Raw genomic sequence first — 22,044 nt, 5'->3', positions numbered from 1 at the left:
GATGCAGGAGTTAGAGCGACGCAGGAAGCCAAAGCCGAGATAGTTTTTCATCGGTCTGGAAACAGCTGCCACGCGCCCGGCCCTACCGGCACCCTTGCGAGGATGCCATGGGAATTGCCGCCTGCGATCTCAGCCAACATGTGATCCGCCCTACCCTGCTCTATCTCGAACGCCATAGCGCCACCGCCGAGGCACTGCTGCTAGGGGCTGCGGCCTGTCAGTCAGCACTGGGCAGTGCGCTGGACACCCCGCAAGGTCACGGCTTGTATCGCATCAGCGAACAGCGCCACCAGATACTCTGGGACCAGCATCTGGCCTTCGACCCGGATCTTGCCAGCCGTGTACGTGGCCTCGCCAGCCAGCACGCATTCTTGGAAATGCCGCACATGGAGCTGACGGTCAATCTGCGTTACGCCACTGCCATTGCCTGGCTGATGATCGAAAGCGAAAAACTCGAACTGCCGGCCGCTGATAACGTGCTAGCCATGGGCCGAATTTGGCGCAAGGTTTTTCAGCCGCAGGGGAGCCAACATGACTTTCTCGATGCCTGGCAACGCTGCATTGAGCCCCTAAGCCAGGCGGCCTGACCAGGCAGTCAGCAAATACAATTTAGAAAATCCATACATTATCCAACCAATTGTCCGACAATACGCTCTATTTCGGGAACTTCAGCGCCTTGGCAGGGGTCAGGAAAAACTGTAGCGTGCGCCCCCGCCTCACCACAGGAGCTTCCCCGTGAGCAAACGTCTTCTCAAGACCGGTCTTGCCGTCGCCATCACTGCCACCTCGAGCCATGGTTTCGCCAGCGGCTTCGCCCTCAACGAACAAAGCATTTCCGGTATGGGTACTTCCTTCGCCGGACGCTCATCGTCGGCCGACGATGCCAGCACCGTGTTCGGCAACCCGGCCGGCATGGCCCGCCTCAAGCGCGACGAAGTCTACGTCGGTGCTGCGGCGATTCGCGCCAAGAGCGATATCGACCACGTCAGCGCCAGCTCCCCGGCCGGTGCTATCAGTGGTAGCAACGACGGCGATATGGTGCCGACCACCGGCGTGCCAATGGGCTATTACGTCAAGCCGCTGGACGAAAAGGTCGCCTTCGGTATCGGTATCTATGTGCCCTTTGGCCTGATGACCGATTACGAAAGCAACTTCCAGGGTCGCTACTATGCGGATAAGAGCTACGTGCGCGTGATCACCGTGCAGCCGACCTTGAGCTATCGCTTCAATGACAAGCTGTCGGTGGGTTTCGGCCCAACCTTCAACCACATCGAAGGGGAACTGACCTCGTCACTGTTCACGCCCCTCGGCGATGGCAAGGTGAAGGTCAAGGGTGACGATGTCGCCGTTGGTTTCAACGCCGGCGTGCTGTACGAGTTCACTCCGCAGACCCGCGCTGGCCTGACTTACCATTCGCGCGTCAAGTACAAGTTGGAGGGCGACACCCGTGTCGAAGCATCGCCACTGGCCGGCATCGCCGGCAAGTACGACGCCAACCTGGACCTGACCACGCCCGAATCTGTGGACATGTCCATCACCCACGATCTGACCGATGCGCTGACGCTGCATGTCGGCAGCACCTGGACGCGCTGGAGCCGCTTCAAGGAAATCCGCGTGGAGAACGACTCCGCCACCTTGCCGGCCAACCTCGCCACCATCGTTGAGGAGCAGAACTGGCACGACACCTGGGCTCATGCGGTCGGCCTGTCCTACAAGGTCAACCCGCAGTGGACGCTGCGCACCGGTATCGCCATCGACCAGTCGCCGACCAACAACGTCGACCGCTCGCCGCGCGTGCCATCCGGTGACCGCACCATCTTCAGCGTCGGTGCCGGCTGGAGCCCGAATCAGGACATGACCATCGATGTGGCCTATTCCTACCTGCAGGAAGAGTCGGTGGACGTGAACCACGCCAGCGCCACCCGCGGCACCTACAGTGCACGTTACAAGAACAGTGCACACGGTCTCGGCGCCTCGCTCAGCTACCGCTTCTAATCGAGCCTCTGCATTGGCTAAACTCACGCGGCAGAACAACAATAAAAGCCGCGTGAGAACATCATGACTGCCCTCTGCACTACCCTGCCCGACAATCTCCGTCTGCTGTTGGTCGACGACCACCGCATTTTTCTCGATGGCCTGTCCCTGGCCCTGTCGCCGCTCAGTGCGAACCTGCAGATCCACACCGCGCACAGTGCCACTGAAGCCGAGCAGTGCCTGCGCCAACACAACTATGACCTGATCCTGCTCGACCTGCGCTTACCTGACGTGCCTGGCCTGGAGCTTTTGCAGCGTTGGCTGGCGCGCGGCGAAAGCACGCCAGTGGCCATTCTCAGCGCCAGTGACTCGGCGCTGGATGCCCAGGCTAGCCTGGCGGCTGGCGCGCTCGGTTTCATCCCCAAGAGTTCCGATGGCCATGCCCTGCGTCAGTCGGTGACTCGCGTCCTGCTGGGTGAAACCCTGCCGGCGCCGACCAACGCCTCACCGCTGACACCGAGGCAGCTGGAGATTCTCCAGCTACTGGCCGAGGGTCTGCCGAACAAAGCCATCAGCCGCCAGTTGGGCCTGGCCGAAGACACGGTCAAGACCCACCTCAAGGCCCTGTTCGAAACCTTCGCCGTGCATACCCGCACCGCCTGTGTCAGTGCCGCCCGCCAGCGTGGCTGGCTGTGATCAACTGACGGTCTGGCGCGCTCGCAACTGAGTGGCCAGCACTTGGCGCAAACGCGCCGGCAACAGCGGTTTGCCCAGGGGAATGACGTGAGCGGGCAGGCAGCGCTCGTGCAGCTCCGGACTCAGGTCAGCGCTGATCAGTAGAGCCGGCAGCATCAGCCCGGCCGCCTCGCGCAGGCGCTCGATGGCCTGCAGGCCATCCTCCTGCTCGGCCAGCCGGTAATCACTGATCAGCAAATGCGGCGTGTCGACCCGCAGGACCTGCAGCGCAGTGGCCAGGTCAGCGCAAGCCTGCACCTCGCAGCCCCAGCGACGTAACAGACCAGCCAGCGCTTCACGCCCGGCTGGGTCGTCTTCGAGTAGCAGCACGCGCCCCTGCAAGGTCAACCCAGCATCGGCGCGCGGCGCCGCTACTGGCACCTCGGCCAGCGGCAAACGCAGGACGAAGCGTGCGCCCGCGCCCGGCTGTGAATGCAGGTGCAAGGGGTGCTCCAGCACCTCGGCCAGCTGCCGCACGATGGCCAGACCAAGACCGAGTCCGCGCTCGGCATTGCGCCCGGGATTGTCCAGTTGACGAAATTCCTCGAACACCAAGGTCTGCTCCGCCTCACTGAGGCCGCGACCATCATCGGCCACCTCCAACACGATCTCGTCGCCATCAGGCGCTGCACTCAACCTCAGGTGCTGCGCCTGCGCGTGTAGCAGGGCATTGTTCAGCAGGTTACGCAGCAGGCGCTCCAACAGCAGCGGGTCGCTGTGCGCACCACAGTCGTCACAATGCAGCTGTAGATCTAAACCCTGCTGTTGCGCCTCTGGCGCCACTTCAGCGATCAGCCGTTCGAGCAAGGGGCGCAGGGCGAACGCATGCGGCCTGGCCTGCACACCACCGGGCAAGGTCAGACGGGTGTAGTCGAGCAGCGATTGCAGCAGGCGTCCCAACTGCTCCACCGACGCGGCCAGGCGCGAGCTGATGCGCCGGGTCTGCAGGTCACCGCCCTGTTCCACCAGATGTTCGGCGTACAACCCCATGGCGTTGAGCGGCTGGCGCAGATCGTGACTGGCCGCTGCGAGCAGGCGCAGCTTGCGCGCGTCATCGGCTTCGGCGCGCTGACGCGCCAGATCGAGCAGGCGCAGGTTCAGCCAGGCACCACGCTGGCCATGCTCCTGCATATAGGCGCCGACGCTGCCGATCAAGTTGGCGCAGAACAGAAACAGGCCCTGGTAAGCCAACGCGCCACCGGTTTCACCGAACAGCACGCCGACGCCAATGAACAGCAGGCAGAAACTCCAGCTGCACAGGCTGATCGCACGAAACGACAGCCCGAGCAGGGCGTAACCGAACAACAGGATGAGAAACAGGCCGTCGTAGGGCATCGCCACGCCCTGCTGCCAGCACAGGTGAACGATCAACGCGACGCTGACGCCGTTGACCCAGTAGGCCGCGGCATAGACCAATGGCACCCTGGCAGGCGGTGCCTCGACCCGACGGCAGTAAAAAAAGGACAGCGCCAACACCGCCAGCGCAAGCATACGCAGCGGTAGCACCGACAGGCTGACCGGCAGCGGCATGAGCAGAAAATCCAGCAGCGCATAAATCAACTGAAACAACGCTGCGATGGGGGCGATCAGCGGCAGGCGTCGACGAATACGCTGCACCCGATGCTCGGCAAAGCCCGCCTCCAACTCGGTAGCGAAACGCAGCGAGCGATAGCCTCGGCGCTGCTGGGCCAGCAGCAGGCGCTCACTCATGGGCGGTATCCGTCAGGGGTCGAGCGGCTCCGGTTGCTTCGCGGCGATGGCGTCATAGGTTTCCACACGGTGTCGGTCTTCACTGCTGAACAAGCGCTCGCGCAGCTGACGCTGCAGTTGCTCGCCATCTGCTTCGCTCAGCCCCCGGCCTTGCAGGCTGGCCAGCTCATTGCGATAGGCCTGGTAGTGCTGCTGCCAATCGCGCTCGCGGCGCTGTTCATCCAGCAGGCGCTGCACGGTCTGCGGATCATAGGTCATCGCCAGGAACTCGCGCACCTGCTGCTCATCCGCACCATCACGCCACAACTGCTCACTGCGCTGCAATTGTTCCAAAGCCAATTGCTGGCGCTGCTCGCTTTCTCGCAGCGCCTCGGGCAGACGCTCACGCAACTGCTCGAGCCTCTGCGCGCGCTGCGCCTCGCCGAGGTCATCACGCTGTTGCAATGCCAGGCTATCGAGGGTGTAACGGGCATAAGCCTGTTCGGCGCCGAACAGCGCCTCTTGCGCGGCCGCAGAGAAATGGGCGCGGCGCAACTCGTCGAGACGGGCAAAAGCCGACTGCAGTGCCTGCAACTGCGCCTTCGGTTCTACCTGCTGCTGGGCATCCAGCGGCTGCTGCATCAGCGCCATGCTGGCGCGCTTGTAGTCCAGATAATCACCGAGCAGGCTGATCATCTGCCCAAGCGCGGGCTCCGGCAGACGCCGCCCGGCATCGGCCAGCAGCGACTCGATCACCGCATCGAGCCCGGAATGATCGACTGCGCTGAGGAAATAATCGAAGTAGTCGCGTACCGCCAGGTCCAGCACCAGATTACCGGCCGCGTCGGTGAGCAGTTGGCCGTCCACCTCGGTATCGGCCAGGCTCGGTAAGGACTCGGCCACTGACGGCTGCGCCTCGGAAGATGCCTTGGCGATGGGGACAGATAGCGGTTCAGTCGACGTTTGCCGTGACGGCACGGCGACAGCGGCAGTTGGCAATACCTCGGGTACCGCTGCCGGCCAGCGCCAATACAGGGTAAGACCACCCGCCACCACCACGGCGACCAGGGAAAGACTGAAGAACTTGGACATGCAACCTCGTTGCGGCGGGTCACCCCGCCGCGTTCACCGGGATCAGACGCCCTTGTTCTTCAGACGGTTGGCATGCTGGCGATACAGCGATACCGGCTCGGTCCAGCCACGGATGCCGAACAGATGGTTAATCGCATCGACGTGGTTCATGTTGTAGCTGTCGTCGATCACCTGTCCCAGGTAGGTGGAACACACGCCTACCAGGCCGTCGTTCTTCTCGCTGCCGAACACCAGGCCGGTGAAGGCCAGGAAGGGATCGGCCGCGTCGAACACGTTGGTATAAGAGGAATTACCGGTCCAGGAGTAGTAGCGAATGCTGTGCCCACGCACGTTATGCACTTCAGTGGATTTGGCGCAGTAACTGCTATTGTTGACGCCCCACGGATGGCGACCATTCAGGGCAGTGGTACCGGCAGTGGTCAGGGTACCCAGCGCGTTGATGCCGTTTTGCGGGTTGCTCGAGCCGGACAGCAGATTGATCACCGCGCCCAATGCATTGGCGATGGCATTGGCACCACCCTCGATACCACCACCCGGGGGAATCGCCCCACGTATCACATCGGCTACTTTCGAACCCTTGTTGACGCCGTTGATCGAGGTCACCGAGGCGACCAGATCCGGGCGTAGCGAAGCGGCCACGCGCGAGGTCGGCGAACCCTGGCTGTGACCGATCAGGTTGACCTTGCCGCCACCGGCAGCGGCCCAGGGCACGATCTGCCGGGCCAGCTCGGCGCCACGCTGCTCGCTATCGTTGAAGGCCGCGACGCTGGCGACGTGCACTCGCGCGCCGTCGCGCTCCAGGTTCCAGGGAATGGTGTGGAAGTAGTTGACCAACCCACCGATGGTGTTGAAACCGGTCACGCCGTGTACCAGCACGATCGGGTACTTGGTCTTGGTGTAGTTGGCCTGGGCCTCGACGGCGCCAAGTAGAGCGAGTGTCGCCAGGGCAGCGGTATAGACGCGACGCATGGGTGCCTCCTTATTGTTCTTGTAGGGCACGCCGGGTGAACTGCGTCCGGCGCCAGGCCAGTCTAGGCAGGCGGACGGACACGGCCCATCGCCCAGATGGGTGAAGGGCCGTGAAGCGAGAAGAATCAGAGCCTGCTCAGAGACTCTCAGGGTTGCGAAGCGATGGCCTTCTCAACGGCGGCGATCAACTCGGGATCATCCGGTTTGGTCAGGCTGGAGAAAATCGCCACCACCTTGCCCTGGCGGTCGACCACGTACTTGAAGAAATTCCAGCGCGGCTGCCGGCTCTGCTCGGCCAGGCCCTTGAACAATGGGATGGCGTTGGCACCGGAAACCGGCTGCGGTTCGGTCATGGCGAAGGTCACGCCGTAGTTGACGTAGCAGACAGTGGCCGTTTCCTTGCTGTCGGCGGATTCCTGGCGGAAGTCGTCAGATGGCACGCCGAGCACTTCCAGGCCCTGATCCTTGTAACGCTGGTACAGCGCCTCGAGCCCTTTGAATTGCGGGGTGAAGCCGCAGAAGCTGGCCGTGTTCACCACCACCAGCGGCTTGCCCGAGAACTGACAGAGTTCGATGTTTTCACCTTTGGCGCGCAGCTTGGGCAGCTCGCCCTGCAGCATGGCCGGACATTCGGCGGCCAGCACCGGCAGCGCCAGGCTGGACAGCAATAGGGAACAGGCAAGACGGCGAAGGGACATGGCAGTGACCTCAAGCGATGACGCGATTGCACCACGCTACTCGCAGGCCCAGCCGCAAGCAACTCGGGTCTGTACGAAAAGTCGTCGAGCGAAGGTCAGGCAAGGCAAAAACGGGTGAGGAAGCGGAGTTTACGAGTTGTAAATGAGCATTCCGAACCCGTTTTTAACGCAGCATCACCGAGCGCAGGCACTTATCGTGCAGAACCTAGCAGATACCGACACCCAGCTGCAGCAAAGCCAGTCCACCCTGGCGCCAGCCCCACCAGGCCAAAGCCAGCAGCGTACCGAAGCCCAGCGCCGCGGCACTGAGCGTCAGCACCTTACGGCTCATGCCGGCGCACCCTGCAGACGCGCCACCGGCACCTCACGTACCGGCCAGTTGAGCGCGGCGGCCATCAGGCTGAGGCCGATGGAAATCTGCCAGACCAGGTCGTAGCTGCCGGTGGTGTCGTAGAGGTAACCGCCCAGCCAACCACCGAGGAAGGAGCCCAGTTGGTGGAACAGAAAGACGATACCGCCGAGCATCGACAGGTTACGCACGCCGAACAGGGTCGCCACGGTACCGTTGGTCAGCGGCACGGTGGATAGCCACAGCAGGCCCATGGCGATACCGAACAGGTAGGCGCTCCATTGCGTCAGTGGCGCCACCAGAAACAGCGTGATCACCACCCCACGCAACAGGTACAGGATGCTCAGTAGACGCGGCTTGGCCATGCGGCCGCCGAGCCAGCCGGCGATGTAGGTACCGAAGATATTGAACAGGCCGACCAGTGCCAGCACCGTAGTGCCGGTCAGCGCCGGCAGGTGATGGTCAACCAGATAGGCCGGCAGATGCACGGCGACGAACACCACCTGGAAACCACAGACGAAGAAACCCAGCGCCAGCAGCCAGAACCCCGAATGGCTGGTGGCCTCGCGCAGCGCCTCACCCAAGGTTTGCTGCGGGCCAGTACTCACCGGTGACGGCGCCTCGTTGATCATCGCGGCCAACGGCAGAATCAGAGCGACCAGCAGGCCCAGCGCCAACAATGCCGAAGACCAGCCCAACCAGCCGATCAGCCCCAGCGTACCCGGCAGCATGGCGAACTGACCGAAAGATCCGGCGGCCGCAGCAATGCCCATGGCCATGCTGCGCTTCTCCGCCGGAACCGCACGGCCGACTACGCCCAGAATGACCGAGAACGAGGTACCGGACAGGCCGATACCGATCAGCAGGCCCGCACTCAGCGACAACGACAGAGGCGAATCCGCCATGCCCATACACAGCAGCCCCAAGACATAAAGCACCCCGCCGATGACAATGGCCTTGCGCGCGCCAAAACGGTCGGCCAGTGCTCCAGTGATCGGCTGCGCCAAACCCCAGATCAGATTCTGTAGCGCGATGGCGAAGGCGAACACCTCGCGGCCCCAGTCGAACTCCGCACTCATCGGCGGCAGGAACAAGCCGAAACCATGCCGGGTGCCCAGCGACAGCGCCAGGATCAGTGACGCGCCAAGCAGCAGCCAGGTGGTTGAGCGCCATGCAGTTGTCATCAGTCTCTCCAGCGAACGCCCGTTAACGACCGTTCAGGCAGTAAAAATGAGTTGGCCATCAGGCCAGTTGTTCGAGCAACCTCATCAATTCGGCACGGCGACCTTCGCCCAGTTGCGCGGTCACCTCGCGCTGTGCCTGTTCCCACAGCGGCAGCGCCAGATCGATGCGTTGCAGGCCGGCCTCTGTGAGCCGTACCTCGCGAGCGCGCAAGTCGCGCCCCTCTCCCAGTTGCACCAGACCCTGTTCCTCCAGCACCCGCACGTTGCGCCCCAACGTACTACGATCCAGCCCCATGGCCTCGGCTAGCACGGAAATGCTCGGCTGCCCGAGCCGCTGTACGTGCCGCAGCAGGGAAAACTGCGCACCGCCAAGCCCGACAGCAGCCAAGGCGTCATCGTAGAGACGAGTAACGCCGCGACTGGCGCGGCGCAGTTGGGTACAGAGGCAGGAGGTCGGCAACATAGATACAGGTATATACCCGCATCAACGATTCACACTCATACAGTTATGCACTGGGTCGGCATAACAGTTGTGTCAGAGATTCAGCGCTAGCGCTAAAAGTGCGCTGCACTCAGCCAGCTCGACCAGTGCACCGGCCGTATCACCCGTGGTGCCGCCGAGACGTTGCAGCAAGGCGCGGCGCAGCCAGGCGAACAGCAGCAAGCCCGTCGCCAGCACCAGCAGGCCCTGCCAGCCGAACAGCAGCATGCCCAGCAGGTGCAGGCCCAGCACCCAGGGCAATTGTCGGCGCGGCAAGTGATCGACCAGCGCCTGCCCCAGTCCACCGGAGCGCACATAGGGCGTGGTCGCCAACAGCAGTGGCAACAGACTGCGTCCCAGCCAGGGCAACAGCAGCAGGTAGATCCCCTGCCCGGCCTGCAGCAGCGTGAACAAGGCGGCGAACTTGAGAAGCAACAGCAGAACCAGCACCACTACTGCGATAGGCCCGCTGCGAGGGTCTTTCATGATCGCCAGGGTGCGCTCACGGTCACCAAAACCGCCGACCCAGGCATCAGCGGTGTCGGCCAGGCCATCCAGATGCAGGCCACCGCTCAGCCCCACCCACAGCGCCAGAATGATCGCTGCCTGTAATAAGGCCGACGTCTGCCCCAACAGCAGGTGCGCGCCCCATAACAGCAGGCCGAGCAACAGGCCCACGGCCGGATACCAGAGCAGCGAACGCCCCACCTGCTCCGGCGAGGGCATGCCAGGCAGCGTGACAGGCAAGCGAGTGAGGAACTGCAGGGCGATCAGCAGCGCAATCATGGCAATTCCGTCAGTTGCCCGTCGGCATCCAGGCTCAGGCGAAAACGCTGAGCGTAGCCGACGTTGACCTGCAGCAGCTCCTGGCGTGGCAGACAGCGGGCTCGCGCCAGCAGCAGACGCATGACACCGCCATGAGTGATCAGCAGCAGGCGCTCGTCCGCATGGTTCTGCTGTAAGCGCCGCATGGCAGCCAGAATACGCGCCTCGAACTGCAGCAACGGCTCGCCATTGGGCGGCGTGAACGCATAGGGGTCGGCCCAGAACCTGCCCAATGCCTCGGCATCGCTGCCCATCAGCTCGGCGGCGCTACACCCTTCCCAGTCACCGAAATGCAGCTCCTGCAGGCCGGGCTCAAGGTGCAGCGGCAAACCATGGGCGGCGGCCAGCTCCTCGGCAAAGCGGGCACAACGCTGCAGCGGCGAGCTGATCAGGCGATCCCAGGGGCCGGCGCCCTGCACGGCGGCACGCAACTGCGCCCAGCCCTGCTCGGTGAGCGCATCGTCCAGGCTGCCGCGCAAACCGCCACCCAGTTCGGTCTCGCCATGGCGCAGCAATTCCAGCTGCAGCATCAGCTTGGTCTCTCGGCAACGGCAGCTTCAGCGAAGGTCGCCATCTGTCCGTGCAGGGCGCAGGCCAGGCGCAGCAACGGCACGGCCAATGCAGCGCCGCTACCCTCGCCCAGGCGCAGGCCGAGTTCCAACATTGGTTCGGCCTGCAGTGCCTGCAGCACGCGCACGTGCCCCGGCTCAGCGCCGTGGTGGGCGAACAGCAGCCAGTCGCGGCAACCAGGGTTCAGGCGCACGGCAAGCAAGGCAGCGACGCTGCAGATAAAGCCATCGACCAATACCGCGACACCCTGCTGCGCAGCGGCCAGGTAAGCACCAACGAGGGCGGCGATCTCGAAGCCACCCAAGTGGATCAGCGCTTGCAGCGGATCGACGATCTGCCTCCGGTGCAGCGCCAGCGCGGCGTCGATCACCCGCGCCTTGTGCGCCACACCAGCACCATCCAATCCGGTACCAGGGCCTGCCAGTTCGCTCGCCGGGCAATCCAGTAGCCAGCAGGCCAGCGCGGCCGCCGCGGTGGTGTTGCCGATGCCCATCTCGCCACCGACGAACAGGTCGCAACCACTGGCGCGCGCGCGTTGGACGCTGTCGCGGCCAGCTTCCAGGCAAATCATCGCCTGGGCCAAGGTCATCGCTGGATCGCGGGCGAAATTCTGCGTGCCGGCGCCGACCTGCAGATGACGCACGCCAGGCAGCGGCGGCAGTGGTTCGGCAGTCCCCAGGTCGATCACCTCCAGCGCTGCGTCCAACTGACGCGCGAGCACGTTGATGGCCGCACCGCCAGTGACGAAGTTGGCCAGCATCTGCCCGGTCACTGCCTGCGGATAGGCGGAAATGCCCTCGGCCACCACGCCGTGGTCACCGGCAAAGATGGCGATCCACAGCTGGTTCAGGCTGGGCCGCTCGCGCCCCTGTAATGCGGCCAGATGGATGGCGAGACTCTCCAGCCGCCCCAGCGAACCGGCCGGCTTGGTCAATTGCTGCTGACGCGTCTCGGCCTTGACCCGCGCAACATGATCGAGCGGCTGACACGGCCCTTGCCACCATTGCAGGCTCATAACGCCTCCCCCTTCAACACCATGGGCAAACCGGCAACTGTGAACAGCACGCGTTGGCTGCGCTCGGCCAGCGCCTGGTGCAGCCAGCCGGCCTCATCGACATAACGACGGGTGAGCTCGCCCAGCGGCACCACGCCCAGGCCGGTTTCATTGCTGACCAGCAGAATGCGCCCCGGCAGTTGCTCCACGCAGTCGAGCAGCGCCTCACGTTCGGCTGCCAGACGAGCAGAATCATCCAGCATCAGCAAATTGGTCAGCCACAGGGTCAGGCAGTCCACCAGCAGGCAACGGCCGGGCGCAGCCTGTTCGCGCAGCACACGGGCGAGTTCCAGTGGCTCCTCGACCAACGCCCAATGTGCTGGCCGACGTGCACGATGCTGGGCGACGCGTGCATTCATCTCGCCATCGAGCGGCTGACTGGTGGCGATGTAGACGACCTCCAATCCGGACTCGTCGGCCAGCTTCTCGGCCAGCCGGCTCTTGCCGGAACGAGCACCGCCGAGGATCAATTCAAGCATCTTCTCTCCGTAGGGTGCGTTGTGCGCACCATTTCAAAACCTGCGGGTGCCACGCCCCCTACCCCAGGCCGCAAAGCGCCTTGAGTTTTTCGGTATCCAGGTGCAGCTCCACCTGATCCGCCAGGCGCTCGATATCGCGCTCGCGCAGCGCCTGGTAATCCACCGCCTGCACCTCATGCAGCCCGGCCCAGCGCAACAGCGCCGCGAACGCCGAGGGTTGCTCGAACAGGCCATGCAGGTAGGTACCGAACACCTGGCCATCGGCGCTGAGGCCACCGTCGCAGCGCCCGTCATCGAGCCGCACGGCGCCATTGATCCCCGGCCCACGACTGACGCCGGCATGAATCTCGTAACCGCTGACATCAGCCTGCTCCAGGCACAACCGACCGCGCACGTTGCGCAACTGTTTCTCCGGCTCCAGCAGCGTCTCGAAATCCAGCAGACCGAGACCTTCGCTACTGCCGGCAACACCTTCCAGCCCGTGCGGATCGTGAATCTGCCGACCGAGCATCTGCAGGCCACCACAGATACCCAGAACCTTGCCGCCATAACGCAGGTGGCGGGTGATGGCAGCATCCCAGCCCTGTTCGCGCAGCCGCGCGAGATCGGCGCGCACACTCTTGGAGCCAGGCAGGATGATCAGGTCCGCTGGCGGGATGGCCTGACCGGGCCCGACGAAAGTCAGTTGCACCTGCGGATGCAGGCGCAGCGGGTCGAAATCGGTGTGGTTGCTGATACGCGGCAGAACCGGCACCACCACGCGCAAGGCCTGTTCGTCCTTGGCCTGCTGGCGGGTATCGACGGCGTCCTCGGCTTCCAGGTGGAAATCCATCAGGTACGGCAGCACGCCGAGCACGGGCTTGCCGGTGCGTTGCTCCAGCCAGTCCAGCCCCGGTTTGAGCAGTGCGATATCACCGCGAAAGCGATTGATCACGAAGCCGCGGATGCGCGCCTGCTCGCTCGGGCTGAGCAGCTCCAGGGTGCCGACCAGATGGGCGAACACGCCGCCCTTGTCGATATCGGCGATCAGGATTACCGGGCAATCGACTGCCTCGGCAAAGCCCATGTTGGCGATGTCACCGGCACGCAGGTTGATTTCGGCCGGCGAGCCGGCGCCTTCGACCAGCACCAGCTGATGACGCTCCAGCAATCGGCCGTGGGACTCCAGCACCGCCGCCATCGCCACCGGCTTGTAGCCGTGATAGGTCAGCGCCTGCATATTGCCGATGGCCCGACCGTGGATGATCACCTGGGCGCCCATGTCGCTGTTGGGTTTGAGCAGCACCGGGTTCATGTCGGTATGTGGCTGCAGCCCGGCCGCCTGCGCCTGCACTGCCTGCGCGCGACCGATCTCGCCGCCATCGGCAGTCACGGCGGAATTGAGTGCCATGTTCTGTGGTTTGAACGGCGCCACGGAAATGCCCTGGCGCCGAGCCCAGCGGCACAGAGCCGTCACCAGCGTGCTCTTGCCGGCATCGGACGTGGTGCCCTGCACCATCAAGGTGGCCATCAGGGCGTTTCCTCGAGACTGGCCAGGATCGGCGCACATTCCAGCAGCCCCTGCTCCAGCCGCAGCCAGCCAGCCTCATCCGCCGGCAGACCGAAACGCAGACTGTCCAGCTCGGCGAACAGGCGCACCAGAATGCCGCGCCGCGCCAGCAGCTCCATGCAAGGCACCGCCCGACGGGTGCAACAGAACTGGAAGAGCGCCGAGCCACCGGTCACCGGCATGCCGCAATCACGCAGCAGCGCCGCCAGACGCTCGCCATCGGCCAACAGCCGTTCACGCTGGCGGCACTGCCCCTCGCCATCGACCAGCAGGTTGCGCGCCACACTGCGCGCGGGGCCGCTCACGGCCCAAGGGCCGAGCAGCGTTTCCAGCTCATCCAGCAATGCCTGGGCAGCCAGGACGAAGCCCAGGCGCAGACCAGCCAGGCCGAAGAACTTGCCGAACGAGCGCAGCACGATCAGCCCCGGCATGTCGCTGTAGGCAGCCAGGCTGTGCTCCGGCGTGCAATCGATGAAGGCTTCGTCGACCACCAGCCATCCACCGCGCTCGGCCAGTTCGTCGTGCCAGTCAAGCAGGCGCGCCGGCTCGATCAGTCGGCCGGTCGGATTGTTCGGGTTGACCACCAGCAGCACATCCAACTGCGGCAGGGCCCGATGCACAGAACCCTCGCTGAGTCGGGTAACGCGATGGCCTTCACGACGCCAGGCAGCAGCATGCTCGGCGTAGGTGGGCGCGATGATGCCCACGCTGGCGTTGCGACGTAGACGCGGCAAGGCCTGGATCGCCGCCTGCGAACCGGCTACCGGCAGCAGGCTGACGGCGCCGTAATAATCGCGCGCGGCCTGCTCCAGGCCATCGTCCGTTTCAGGCAGGCGCGCCCATGCCGAGCCTGGGACGCTCGGCAGTTCCCAACCGTAAGGTGCAACCCCAGTGGACAGGTCCAGCCAATCCTCCAGTGGGATGCCATAGCGCTGCGCAGCGGCGCGCAGTCGACCTCCATGCTCAAGCAACCCAGACCTCCCATACGATCAGGCACAGCAACCATAAGCCAACGCCCGCGGCGACTCGATTCATCGCCCGCTCGATATCCCGCGCACGCGCCGCCGGGCCTTCGCCCAACTGCGGGCGTTCATGCCGCTCGCCGTGATACTCCGCCGCCCCGCCCAGGCTCACGCCCAGGCTGCCTGCGCCAGACGCCATCACCGGGCCAGCATTGGGACTGTCCCACAGCGGCGCCTGCTTGCGCCAGCACCTAAGCGCCAGGGCGGCGTGGCCAAGCAGTGCGTAGGTCAGCGCCACCAGGCGCGCCGGCAGATAATTGAGCAAGTCATCGATTTTCGCGGCCGCCCAGCCAAAACGCTCGAAACGCTCGTTGCGGTAGCCCCACATGGCATCGAGGGTATTGCTGAGGCGGTACAGCACCACACCCGGTGCGCCCGCAACGATGAACCAGAACAAGGCGGCGAACGCTGCGTCAGAGCCGTTCTCCAGCACCGACTCGGTGCCGGCACGTGCTACGCCCGTGGCGTCCAACTCGGCAGTGTTGCGGCTGACCATCCAGCCGACGCGCTCCCGCGCCAGAGCCAGGTCGCCCAGACGCAGCGCCTGCGCCACCGGCTGTGCGTGCTCATACAGACTGCGCAGGCCAAGGGCGAAGTACAGGGCGAATATCTCCACCGCCCAGCCCAGACCACTGACCTGTACCAGCAGCCAGGTGAGCAGGGTAAGTGGCAGCACCGCCAGGCACCAGGCGGTGACGCCATGACTGCGCCAGCCGCCGCCAGCCGGGTTGAAACGCTGCTCTAGGCGCTCGGCCAGGCGACCGAAGGCCACCAGCGGGTGCGCGTGTCGGGGCTCGCCCAGTAAGGCGTCCAGCGCCACGCCGGCACAGGTGATCAGCGCCAGACTCATCGTTCAGTCACCCCGAACTCCCCATTGATTCTCGAATAGCAGCTCGCTCAGCGGCCGTGGCGTGGCCCAGCCCTCTTCCACCAGCATCGGTTTCTCATAGAAGGCGTCCACCGGCCCCAGGCACAGCAACGCCACCGGTTTGCTGCCAGCCGGCATGCACAGCAGCTCGGCCAGCGCCTCGGGGTCGAACAGCGACACCCAGCCCACGCCCAGCCCTTCGGCTCGTGCAGCCAGCCACAGATTCTGAATGGCGCAGGCCACCGAGGCCATATCCATTTCCGGCAAGGTGCGCCGCCCGAAGATATGCGCTTCGCGTCCCTCCATCAGCGCCACGGCCAGCAGCTCGGCGCAGTCGCGAATGCCCTCGACCTTCAGCCGCATGAACTGGTCGCTGCGCTCGCCCAAAGCTTCGGCGGTACGCACACGCTCGGCCTCCACCAGCGCATGAGCCGCCTCACGCAGTTGCGGGTCGCTGATACGCAGAAAACGCCACGGCTGCATCAGGCCGACGCTGGGGGCGTGGTGCGCCGCCTCGAGCAAGCGCGCCAGCACCTCAGGCGGTACCTCGCCGCCGGCAAAATGACGCATGTCGCGACGCTCGGCGATGGCGCGGTATACCGCGGCACGCTCCTGCGCACTGAAGGCATGGTCGGTCACGGACGCAACAGCGCGGCGGCTGCCTCCGGGTTGGAGGGCAGGTAGAAATGGATATAGCTGGCCGTTAGTCGCCCCAAACGATATACCGCCTCAGCCACCGGCTTGCCGTTCGGGCAGCGGCCACGCACCAGGGGCTGCAAGGGGCTTTCCAGACGCGAGTGATGGTAGCTGTGGCCACGTAGCTCGCCTTCGGGCAACGTCACTTCCTGCAGGGCCAACGCGGTCAGCCGCGGCTGCAAGGCCGCGCTGCCGCTGAGCAGGCCGAGCATGCGCCCGCTGGCACCTTGCTTGTCGCGCAGCTCATCGAGCAGATAGAGCATGCCGCCACATTCGGCCAGCAGCGGCTTGCCGGACTGGTGATGGGCGCGAATCGCGTCAGCCATGGCCTGATTGCTCTCCAGCTCGGAGAGGTACAACTCAGGGTAACCACCAGGCAGGTACAGGCTGTCGACGTCGGGCAACGCGCTATCGACCAGTGGCGAGAAGTAGCGCAATTCTGCGCCTAGCGCCTGCAGCAGGTCGAGATTGGCCTGATAAAGGAAGGCGAACGCGGCATCACGCGCCACGCCGATGCGCACGCCATTCAGCAATGGCGCAGGTTCATCGAACTGCGGCGCGGCGAAGCTCACCGCTGGCGGCAGGTCGACGTTGGCGCTGGCGGCCAGGGCATCGGCGGCGGCGTCCAGGCGCGCATCCAGATCGGCCAACTCTCCCGCCTGCACCAGCCCCAGATGGCGGCTGGGCAATTCCACCGCGGCACTGCGCGGCAAGGCGCCGAACCAGTGGATGCTGGGCGGCAGGGCATCGCGCAGGATATCGCCATGGCGCGTGCTGGCGACGCGGTTGCCGAGCACCCCGGCAAAGGGCAGATCCGGCTGGAAGGTAGCCAGACCGTGGGCCAGCGCACCAAAGGTCTGCGCCATGGCCGCACCGTCGATAACTCCAAGCACCGGCACGCCGAAATGACGCGCCAGGTCGGCCGCCGACGGCTTACCGTCGAACAACCCCATCACCCCTTCGATCAGGATCAGATCAGCCTCGCCAGCGGCCCGCCACAGCAGGCGACGGCTTTCCGCCTCGCCGACCATGGCCAGGTCGAGCTGATACACCGGTGCGCCACTGGCACGAGCATGGATCATCGGGTCGAGAAAGTCGGGCCCACATTTGAACACCCGCACCCGCCGTCCCTGGCGCGTATGCAAACGCGCCAGGGCAGCAGTCACGGTGGTCTTACCCTGGCCGGAAGCCGGGGCGGCAATCAACAACGCCGGACAGTGACGTGCTTCCATCAGAATTCGATGCCCTTCTGCGCCTTTACCCCGGATTTGAACGCATGCTTGACCAGGCTCATCTCGGTGACCGTATCAGCCGCCTCGATCATCCCCGGCAAGGCGCCACGCCCGGTCACTACCACGTGCTGCAGCAGCGGCCGAGCCTCGATATCGGCCAGCACCGCGCCCAGTTCGAGGTAGCCATGCTTGAGGGCAATGTTCAGCTCGTCCAGCACCACCAGGCCGACGGACTCGTCGCTCAGCAGGCGCCGAGCCACCGCCCAGGCCTCCTGCGCCTTGGCGATATCGCGCTGGCGATCCTGGGTTTCCCAGGTAAAGCCCTCACCCATCACGTGGTAGCTGACTTCCTCGGGAAAGCGGCGGAAGAAGGATTCTTCGCCGGTGCTGGCCGCGCCCTTGATGAACTGCACCACGCCGACCTTGAGGCCATGACCGAGGGCACGCGCGACCATGCCGAAGGCGCTGCTGCTCTTGCCCTTACCATTGCCGCTGTGCACCAGCAACAGGCCGTATTCGTCCTGGGCCTGGGCGATCTTTTCGTCGATCAGGGCTTTCTTGCGCTGCATGCGCGCCTTGTGGCGGGCATCACGCTCGGTGGACTCGCTCATGCTGTGCTCCTGTACATCAGGCACCCGCGTCGACTGTCGGTAAACAGTACGAGCAACGATGGGGAGTAGATCGCGATGGTCCGCGCTTCCTCACCCAGGCGCCAATGGCTGGTCAGGCGAGCGGAAGACAGGAAGCACAACACCCCGGAAAAACCGGAGCGTCGGCCGGACAACGCCCTCCGCGATGCCGTGAAAATGCGACAGGCCGGTCTCCGGGCTTGTGAGCGAACCAGAAGGTTCGGCACCGCGCCTTCCCGTGCAAATACACAGTGGCCTTGAGCGGTGTTTGACTCACCTACCGTTGCGGGGGCAGCGCCGGCATTCGGACCGGCTTCCCTGTTTCACCCCATGGCTACCATTCACGGCAACTCGGGGCACCTGAAGCAAGGCGCGCAGGGTAGAGGCTGGCAGCCCTGCGCGTCAACGCCAACGCCACTCAATGCCTGGGTGTGAAACCTGGCGGTTTGCTCGCCAGCCACTCGACGAAGGTGCGCAGGCGCTCATCACCCAGCAGCGCGTCACGGCTGTTGTAGGTCAGCGCCAGCTCCTTTTCGCTGAACAGCCGGTGAATCTGGTTGTGGCAGGCGCGGCAGACCCAGAGCGTAGCCGTGATGCGCTCATGACGAGCAAAACGCTTCTGCACGTAGGTCTTGTCGTGCAGAGCCTTGGGAATCAGATGATGACGCGTCAATGCAACGGGCCGCGCGCACAGTTCGCACACCTCGGGCTGAGGCGGCAGGCGAATGGGATCGACCATGGACAGTAATTCAGGGGTTACGCGCTAGCTCTGGCGTGATGACGCGCTTGGCATCGAGATAGACGCCCTGCCAATAACCGCTGGTGAGGTTGTCCAGGCGCACCGTACCGCCGGTAGAGGGAGCATGCACGAAGCGGCCGTCGCCGACATAGATGCCGGCATGGCTGACGGCGCGTCCGCCATTGGTGGCAAAGAACACCAGGTCGCCACTTTTCAGGGCATCGCGACGGACATCAGGGGTGCGCATGGCACTCAGCTCACGCGTCGAACGCGGCAGGCTGATACCGGCAGCATCGCGATAAACATAGCCAATCAGGCCACTGCAGTCGAAACCACCTTCCGGGGTATTACCGCCATAACGATAGGGCGTACCAACCAGGCCGAGGGCGCGGAACAGCACATCTTCGGCACCACCCTGATAGGACGAAGCAGAGACTGGAGGACTATAGATAGGCTGGGGAGAGGGAGCGCGACTGCTGCAAGCACTCAGCAGCAGAGCGAGAGCGATGAGGGCAACACGGGTCGTGACGGGCATAAGCGAGGCGATCCTGAGCCTGAATGCGCTCTACTCTGCCGCTTGCAGACAAACGGCGCAACCCTCAGCACCTGCTCAAGGCTGACAAGACAGCCCTTGAACAGATTCTGCAGTTACGCCGTATGCATCAGTTATGACGCTTGGCAGCGACCTGATCTTCAACCGGAGCCAGGGCGAGCACGCGCTTGGCTTGCAGGTAGCTGCGATTCCAGTAACTGTCATCCAGGCTATCGATGCGCACACCACCGCTGCGGCTGCTGCTGGAGTGGATGAACTGATCATCACCCAGGTAGATGCCGGCATGACTGACGCGACCACGACCACGATCATTGAACAGGATCAGATCACCCGGTTCCAGATCGGCGCGCGCCACCTTCGGCGCATCGAGGTTGATCAGCTCACGCGTGGAACGCGGCAGTTCCAGGCCGACTTCCTCGCGGAACAGGTAGCCGACAAAACCGCTGCAATCGAAACCAGACTGTACCGAGCTACCGCCGTAGCGATAACGGGTACCGATCAGCGAACGCCCGAGATCGAGCAGGCTGTCGGCCAGTTGCGGCATTTCATAGGGTTGATCGTCGATCAGCGCGTTGATCTCATCATCGGCAGGTTCATCCTGCTCGATCATCAGGCGAGTCACAGGTTCGACTGCTGCATCGCTGATCGGTTGCTGCGGCTGCGTCTGCGGAGCATGGCCGGCACAGGCAGCGAGAAAGACTGTGAGTGCAATAGGCACGAGGGGTGCGAAGCGTTTTAGCATGGGCACGACCGTGTCGAGTGAATTTAACAAGTCCGCGACTATGCCTTCTATAACGCTCATTTGCAAATTCTATCGACAGAATTGTGACTCAGTGGTCTCGCCATTTCATCTAAAGCGCCCAACCATCTGCATGGTCGGGCGACTCGGAAACCTAGCCGAGAATCTCGCTGAGCGGAATGAAACGCAACATATCTTCCTCGGCCAGCGTACTGCCTTCCATGACCTCGGCCAAGCCTTCTGCCCAGGCGGCGCTGCGCAAAACGCCAGAACTCTGGTTGGCGTAAGGCACCACACGCCCCTGCTCCAGACGCGCCCGCAGGTACTCGCGGCGCATGCCCGGCTTGCGCCAGGTAAAACCTGCCGGTACCGCGAAGCCCAACGGCTCGACCCGCTGCACGCCAAGACGACGCAACATATAAGGACGCGCCAGCAGTCCGAAGGTAACCAGTGTCGAAGCCGGGTTGCCCGGCAGACCTATTACCGGAACCCCCTGATAATGACCGAAGGTCAGCGGCTTACCCGGCTTGATCGCCAGCTTCCACAGCGCCAGTTCGCCCGCCTCACGCAGGGCTATGCCAAGGAAATCCGCCTCCCCCACCGAAACGCCACCCGTGGAGAGAATCAGATCGACCTCGCCCAAGGCCCCCAGCGCTTCGCGGGTACGCTGCAGATCATCGGGCAAGATGCCCGCATCCACAACGCTGCAGCCCAGCCGCTGCAACCAGGCAATCAGCAGACGGCGATTGCTGTTGTAGATCTGCCCCGGGCCAAGCGCCTGACCTGGCTCTACCAGTTCGTCGCCAGTAGACAGCACCGCAACGCGCAGACGCCGGCGCACCGAAAGCTGCGCCGCCCCCAAAGACGCCGCCAACCCTAGCTCGATAGGCCCCAGGCGCGTACCGGCTGGCAACACACCTTCGCCTACGCGGGTTTCCTGACCTTGAGCTCGAACGTTCTGGCCAATTTTCAGCGGCTCACGGAAGTGCACCCGCCCCGCCTCATCCAGCTCGACGTTCTCCTGCATTTCGACGGTATCGGCACCTGCAGGCAGCGGCGCACCGGTGAAGATGCGCGCACAGGTACCCGGCTCCAGCGACACAGGCGCAGTCCCGGCCTGAATACGCTGACTGACCGGCAGAGCCTGGCCGCTCCAATCAGCCAGGCGCAGCGCATAACCGTCCATGGCGCTGTTGGCCCATGGTGGCAAATCCAGCGCCGCAATCAGCGGCTCGGCCAGCACCCGTCCATCGGCCTCGGCCAGCGCAACCAGCTCGTTCTGCTCGATGGGCGCCGCCTCTGCCAACGCCAGCAGGCGCTCCAGCGCCGCCTCCATGGGCAGCAGACCGGGGTGATCGCAACCACTCATCCGCGTGTCTCGCAGGCGCCCACCTGTTTCAGATGCGGCACGAAGTTGCAGGGACGATGCCGTGCATCCAGTTGCTCGCCGAGAATGCCGTCCCAGGCGGTACGACAGGCATTGGTCGAACCCGGCAGGCAGCACACCAGGGTGCCGTTGGCCAGACCGGCCAGCGCACGCGACTGGATGGTGGAAGTGCCGATATCGGCCACGGAGATCTGCCGGAACAACTCGCCGAAACCATCGACCTGCTTGTCCAGCAGGCAGGCGACCGCTTCCGGCGTGCTGTCACGCCCAGTGAAACCGGTACCGCCGGTGATCACCACCACCTGCACCTGATCCTCGGCGATCCAGGTCGCTACCTGGGCGCGGATCTTGTACAGATCATCCTTGAGCAGAACGCGAGCGGCCAACTGGTGGCCAGCGGCGGTCAGGCGGTCGACCAGCAGTTGACCCGAGGTGTCGGTCTCCAACGTGCGTGTGTCGCTGACGGTCAGCACGGCAATGTTCAGCGGCACGAAAACCGCATCGGCCTTGTGGTTCATGGCAGGCATCCAA

The 22,044-nt window shown here is 64.2% G+C and carries 25 protein-coding genes and 1 riboswitch; of the genes, 3 read left to right on the top strand and 22 right to left on the bottom strand.

All coding sequences use genetic code 11. The features are described from left to right. Positions 1–107: 107 nt before the first annotated feature. The 3 genes from ACNFCJ_RS08210 to ACNFCJ_RS08200 all read left to right on the top strand — a co-directional run bounded on the left by ACNFCJ_RS08210 (position 108) and on the right by ACNFCJ_RS08200 (position 2,670). Complete coding sequence (locus ACNFCJ_RS08210; RefSeq protein ID WP_416770758.1) at positions 108–587, top strand: hypothetical protein; 480 nt, start codon at positions 108–110, stop codon at positions 585–587. Positions 588–735: 148 nt separating this feature from the next. Further along, the gene (locus ACNFCJ_RS08205) at positions 736–1,995 is read left to right on the top strand and encodes an OmpP1/FadL family transporter (RefSeq protein ID WP_416770756.1); all 1,260 of its coding nucleotides are present in this window, start codon (positions 736–738) and stop codon (positions 1,993–1,995) included. Positions 1,996–2,058: 63 nt separating this feature from the next. After that, positions 2,059–2,670 carry a response regulator gene (locus ACNFCJ_RS08200; RefSeq protein WP_416770754.1) on the top strand — a complete coding sequence of 204 codons (612 nt, stop codon included), beginning with the start codon at positions 2,059–2,061 and terminating at the stop codon, positions 2,668–2,670. Here ACNFCJ_RS08200 and ACNFCJ_RS08195 read toward each other — a convergent pair whose 3' ends face one another. The 22 genes from ACNFCJ_RS08195 to moaB all read right to left on the bottom strand — a co-directional run bounded on the left by ACNFCJ_RS08195 (position 2,671) and on the right by moaB (position 22,031). After that, positions 2,671–4,419: an ATP-binding protein gene (locus ACNFCJ_RS08195; protein WP_416770753.1), complete on the bottom strand. Its 1,749-nt coding sequence runs from the start codon at positions 4,417–4,419 to the stop codon at positions 2,671–2,673. Positions 4,420–4,431: 12 nt separating this feature from the next. Continuing rightward, positions 4,432–5,490: a lipase secretion chaperone gene (locus ACNFCJ_RS08190; protein ID WP_416770751.1), complete on the bottom strand. Its 1,059-nt coding sequence runs from the start codon at positions 5,488–5,490 to the stop codon at positions 4,432–4,434. 42 nt (positions 5,491–5,532) lie between these two features. Continuing rightward, positions 5,533–6,459, bottom strand: coding sequence for an esterase/lipase family protein (locus tag ACNFCJ_RS08185; protein WP_143504222.1), 927 nt, complete (start codon positions 6,457–6,459; stop codon positions 5,533–5,535). Positions 6,460–6,605: 146 nt separating this feature from the next. After that, entirely contained in the window at positions 6,606–7,157 is a 552-nt protein-coding gene (locus tag ACNFCJ_RS08180; protein ID WP_416770748.1) for a glutathione peroxidase, read from the bottom strand. A gap of 205 nt (positions 7,158–7,362) precedes the next feature. Further along, positions 7,363–7,488, bottom strand: coding sequence for a hypothetical protein (locus tag ACNFCJ_RS08175; protein WP_256672108.1), 126 nt, complete (start codon positions 7,486–7,488; stop codon positions 7,363–7,365). Beyond that, positions 7,485–8,690, bottom strand: a complete 1,206-nt coding sequence (locus tag ACNFCJ_RS08170) for an MFS transporter (RefSeq protein ID WP_416770746.1) — start codon at positions 8,688–8,690, stop codon at positions 7,485–7,487. Before ACNFCJ_RS08170 ends, ACNFCJ_RS08175 begins: the two co-directional genes overlap by 4 nt. 58 nt (positions 8,691–8,748) lie before the next feature. Beyond that, on the bottom strand, positions 8,749–9,153 hold the full coding sequence (locus ACNFCJ_RS08165) for a MarR family winged helix-turn-helix transcriptional regulator (RefSeq protein ID WP_099525285.1): 405 nt from the start codon (positions 9,151–9,153) through the stop codon (positions 8,749–8,751). A 72-nt stretch (positions 9,154–9,225) separates the two neighbouring features. Further along, positions 9,226–9,957: an adenosylcobinamide-GDP ribazoletransferase gene (locus tag ACNFCJ_RS08160; RefSeq protein ID WP_416770745.1), complete on the bottom strand. Its 732-nt coding sequence runs from the start codon at positions 9,955–9,957 to the stop codon at positions 9,226–9,228. Next, a complete protein-coding gene (cobC, locus tag ACNFCJ_RS08155; protein ID WP_416770743.1) occupies positions 9,954–10,526 on the bottom strand; it encodes an alpha-ribazole phosphatase family protein in 573 nt (190 codons plus the stop codon). Before cobC ends, ACNFCJ_RS08160 begins: the two co-directional genes overlap by 4 nt. Then, positions 10,526–11,581, bottom strand: a complete 1,056-nt coding sequence (gene cobT / locus ACNFCJ_RS08150; RefSeq protein ID WP_416770741.1) for a nicotinate-nucleotide--dimethylbenzimidazole phosphoribosyltransferase — start codon at positions 11,579–11,581, stop codon at positions 10,526–10,528. Before cobT ends, cobC begins: the two co-directional genes overlap by 1 nt. After that, on the bottom strand, positions 11,578–12,099 hold the full coding sequence (cobU, locus tag ACNFCJ_RS08145) for a bifunctional adenosylcobinamide kinase/adenosylcobinamide-phosphate guanylyltransferase (protein WP_416770739.1): 522 nt from the start codon (positions 12,097–12,099) through the stop codon (positions 11,578–11,580). Before cobU ends, cobT begins: the two co-directional genes overlap by 4 nt. A 58-nt stretch (positions 12,100–12,157) precedes the next feature. Then, positions 12,158–13,609 carry a cobyric acid synthase gene (locus tag ACNFCJ_RS08140; RefSeq protein ID WP_416770737.1) on the bottom strand — a complete coding sequence of 484 codons (1,452 nt, stop codon included), beginning with the start codon at positions 13,607–13,609 and terminating at the stop codon, positions 12,158–12,160. Continuing rightward, the gene (gene cobD / locus ACNFCJ_RS08135; RefSeq protein ID WP_416770735.1) at positions 13,609–14,619 is read right to left on the bottom strand and encodes a threonine-phosphate decarboxylase CobD; all 1,011 of its coding nucleotides are present in this window, start codon (positions 14,617–14,619) and stop codon (positions 13,609–13,611) included. The genes ACNFCJ_RS08140 and cobD overlap by 1 nt, the downstream gene beginning before the upstream one ends. After that, the gene (cbiB, locus tag ACNFCJ_RS08130; RefSeq protein WP_416770734.1) at positions 14,612–15,520 is read right to left on the bottom strand and encodes an adenosylcobinamide-phosphate synthase CbiB; all 909 of its coding nucleotides are present in this window, start codon (positions 15,518–15,520) and stop codon (positions 14,612–14,614) included. The genes cobD and cbiB overlap by 8 nt, the downstream gene beginning before the upstream one ends. A gap of 3 nt (positions 15,521–15,523) precedes the next feature. After that, on the bottom strand, positions 15,524–16,177 hold the full coding sequence (gene bluB / locus ACNFCJ_RS08125; RefSeq protein ID WP_416770733.1) for a 5,6-dimethylbenzimidazole synthase: 654 nt from the start codon (positions 16,175–16,177) through the stop codon (positions 15,524–15,526). Further along, positions 16,174–17,466, bottom strand: coding sequence for a cobyrinate a,c-diamide synthase (locus ACNFCJ_RS08120; protein WP_416770732.1), 1,293 nt, complete (start codon positions 17,464–17,466; stop codon positions 16,174–16,176). The genes bluB and ACNFCJ_RS08120 overlap by 4 nt, the downstream gene beginning before the upstream one ends. Further along, positions 17,466–18,077: a cob(I)yrinic acid a,c-diamide adenosyltransferase gene (gene cobO / locus ACNFCJ_RS08115; RefSeq protein ID WP_143504237.1), complete on the bottom strand. Its 612-nt coding sequence runs from the start codon at positions 18,075–18,077 to the stop codon at positions 17,466–17,468. The genes ACNFCJ_RS08120 and cobO overlap by 1 nt, the downstream gene beginning before the upstream one ends. A gap of 185 nt (positions 18,078–18,262) precedes the next feature. Next, a riboswitch (cobalamin riboswitch) is annotated at positions 18,263–18,474 on the bottom strand. Positions 18,475–18,513: 39 nt separating this feature from the next. Further along, positions 18,514–18,834: a hypothetical protein gene (locus ACNFCJ_RS08110; protein WP_099525274.1), complete on the bottom strand. Its 321-nt coding sequence runs from the start codon at positions 18,832–18,834 to the stop codon at positions 18,514–18,516. 10 nt (positions 18,835–18,844) lie between these two features. After that, positions 18,845–19,369 (bottom strand): C40 family peptidase, encoded by a 525-nt coding sequence (locus ACNFCJ_RS08105; RefSeq protein WP_416770730.1) that lies wholly within the window; start codon positions 19,367–19,369, stop codon positions 18,845–18,847. A gap of 127 nt (positions 19,370–19,496) precedes the next feature. Beyond that, complete coding sequence (locus ACNFCJ_RS08100; protein WP_256834726.1) at positions 19,497–20,129, bottom strand: C40 family peptidase; 633 nt, start codon at positions 20,127–20,129, stop codon at positions 19,497–19,499. Positions 20,130–20,280: 151 nt separating this feature from the next. Further along, complete coding sequence (gene glp / locus ACNFCJ_RS08095; protein ID WP_416770728.1) at positions 20,281–21,495, bottom strand: gephyrin-like molybdotransferase Glp; 1,215 nt, start codon at positions 21,493–21,495, stop codon at positions 20,281–20,283. After that, positions 21,492–22,031: a molybdenum cofactor biosynthesis protein B gene (moaB, locus tag ACNFCJ_RS08090; protein ID WP_045732987.1), complete on the bottom strand. Its 540-nt coding sequence runs from the start codon at positions 22,029–22,031 to the stop codon at positions 21,492–21,494. Before moaB ends, glp begins: the two co-directional genes overlap by 4 nt. Between the last annotated feature and the right edge of the window lie 13 nt (positions 22,032–22,044).

The organism is Pseudomonas sp. NY15364 (genome assembly GCF_048068235.1).
In the GTDB taxonomy this organism is placed as follows: domain Bacteria; phylum Pseudomonadota; class Gammaproteobacteria; order Pseudomonadales; family Pseudomonadaceae; genus Aquipseudomonas; species Aquipseudomonas mendocina_D.
The sequence above is the reverse complement of the archived record's forward strand: the minus strand, read 5'-3'. Positions and strand labels throughout refer to the sequence as shown.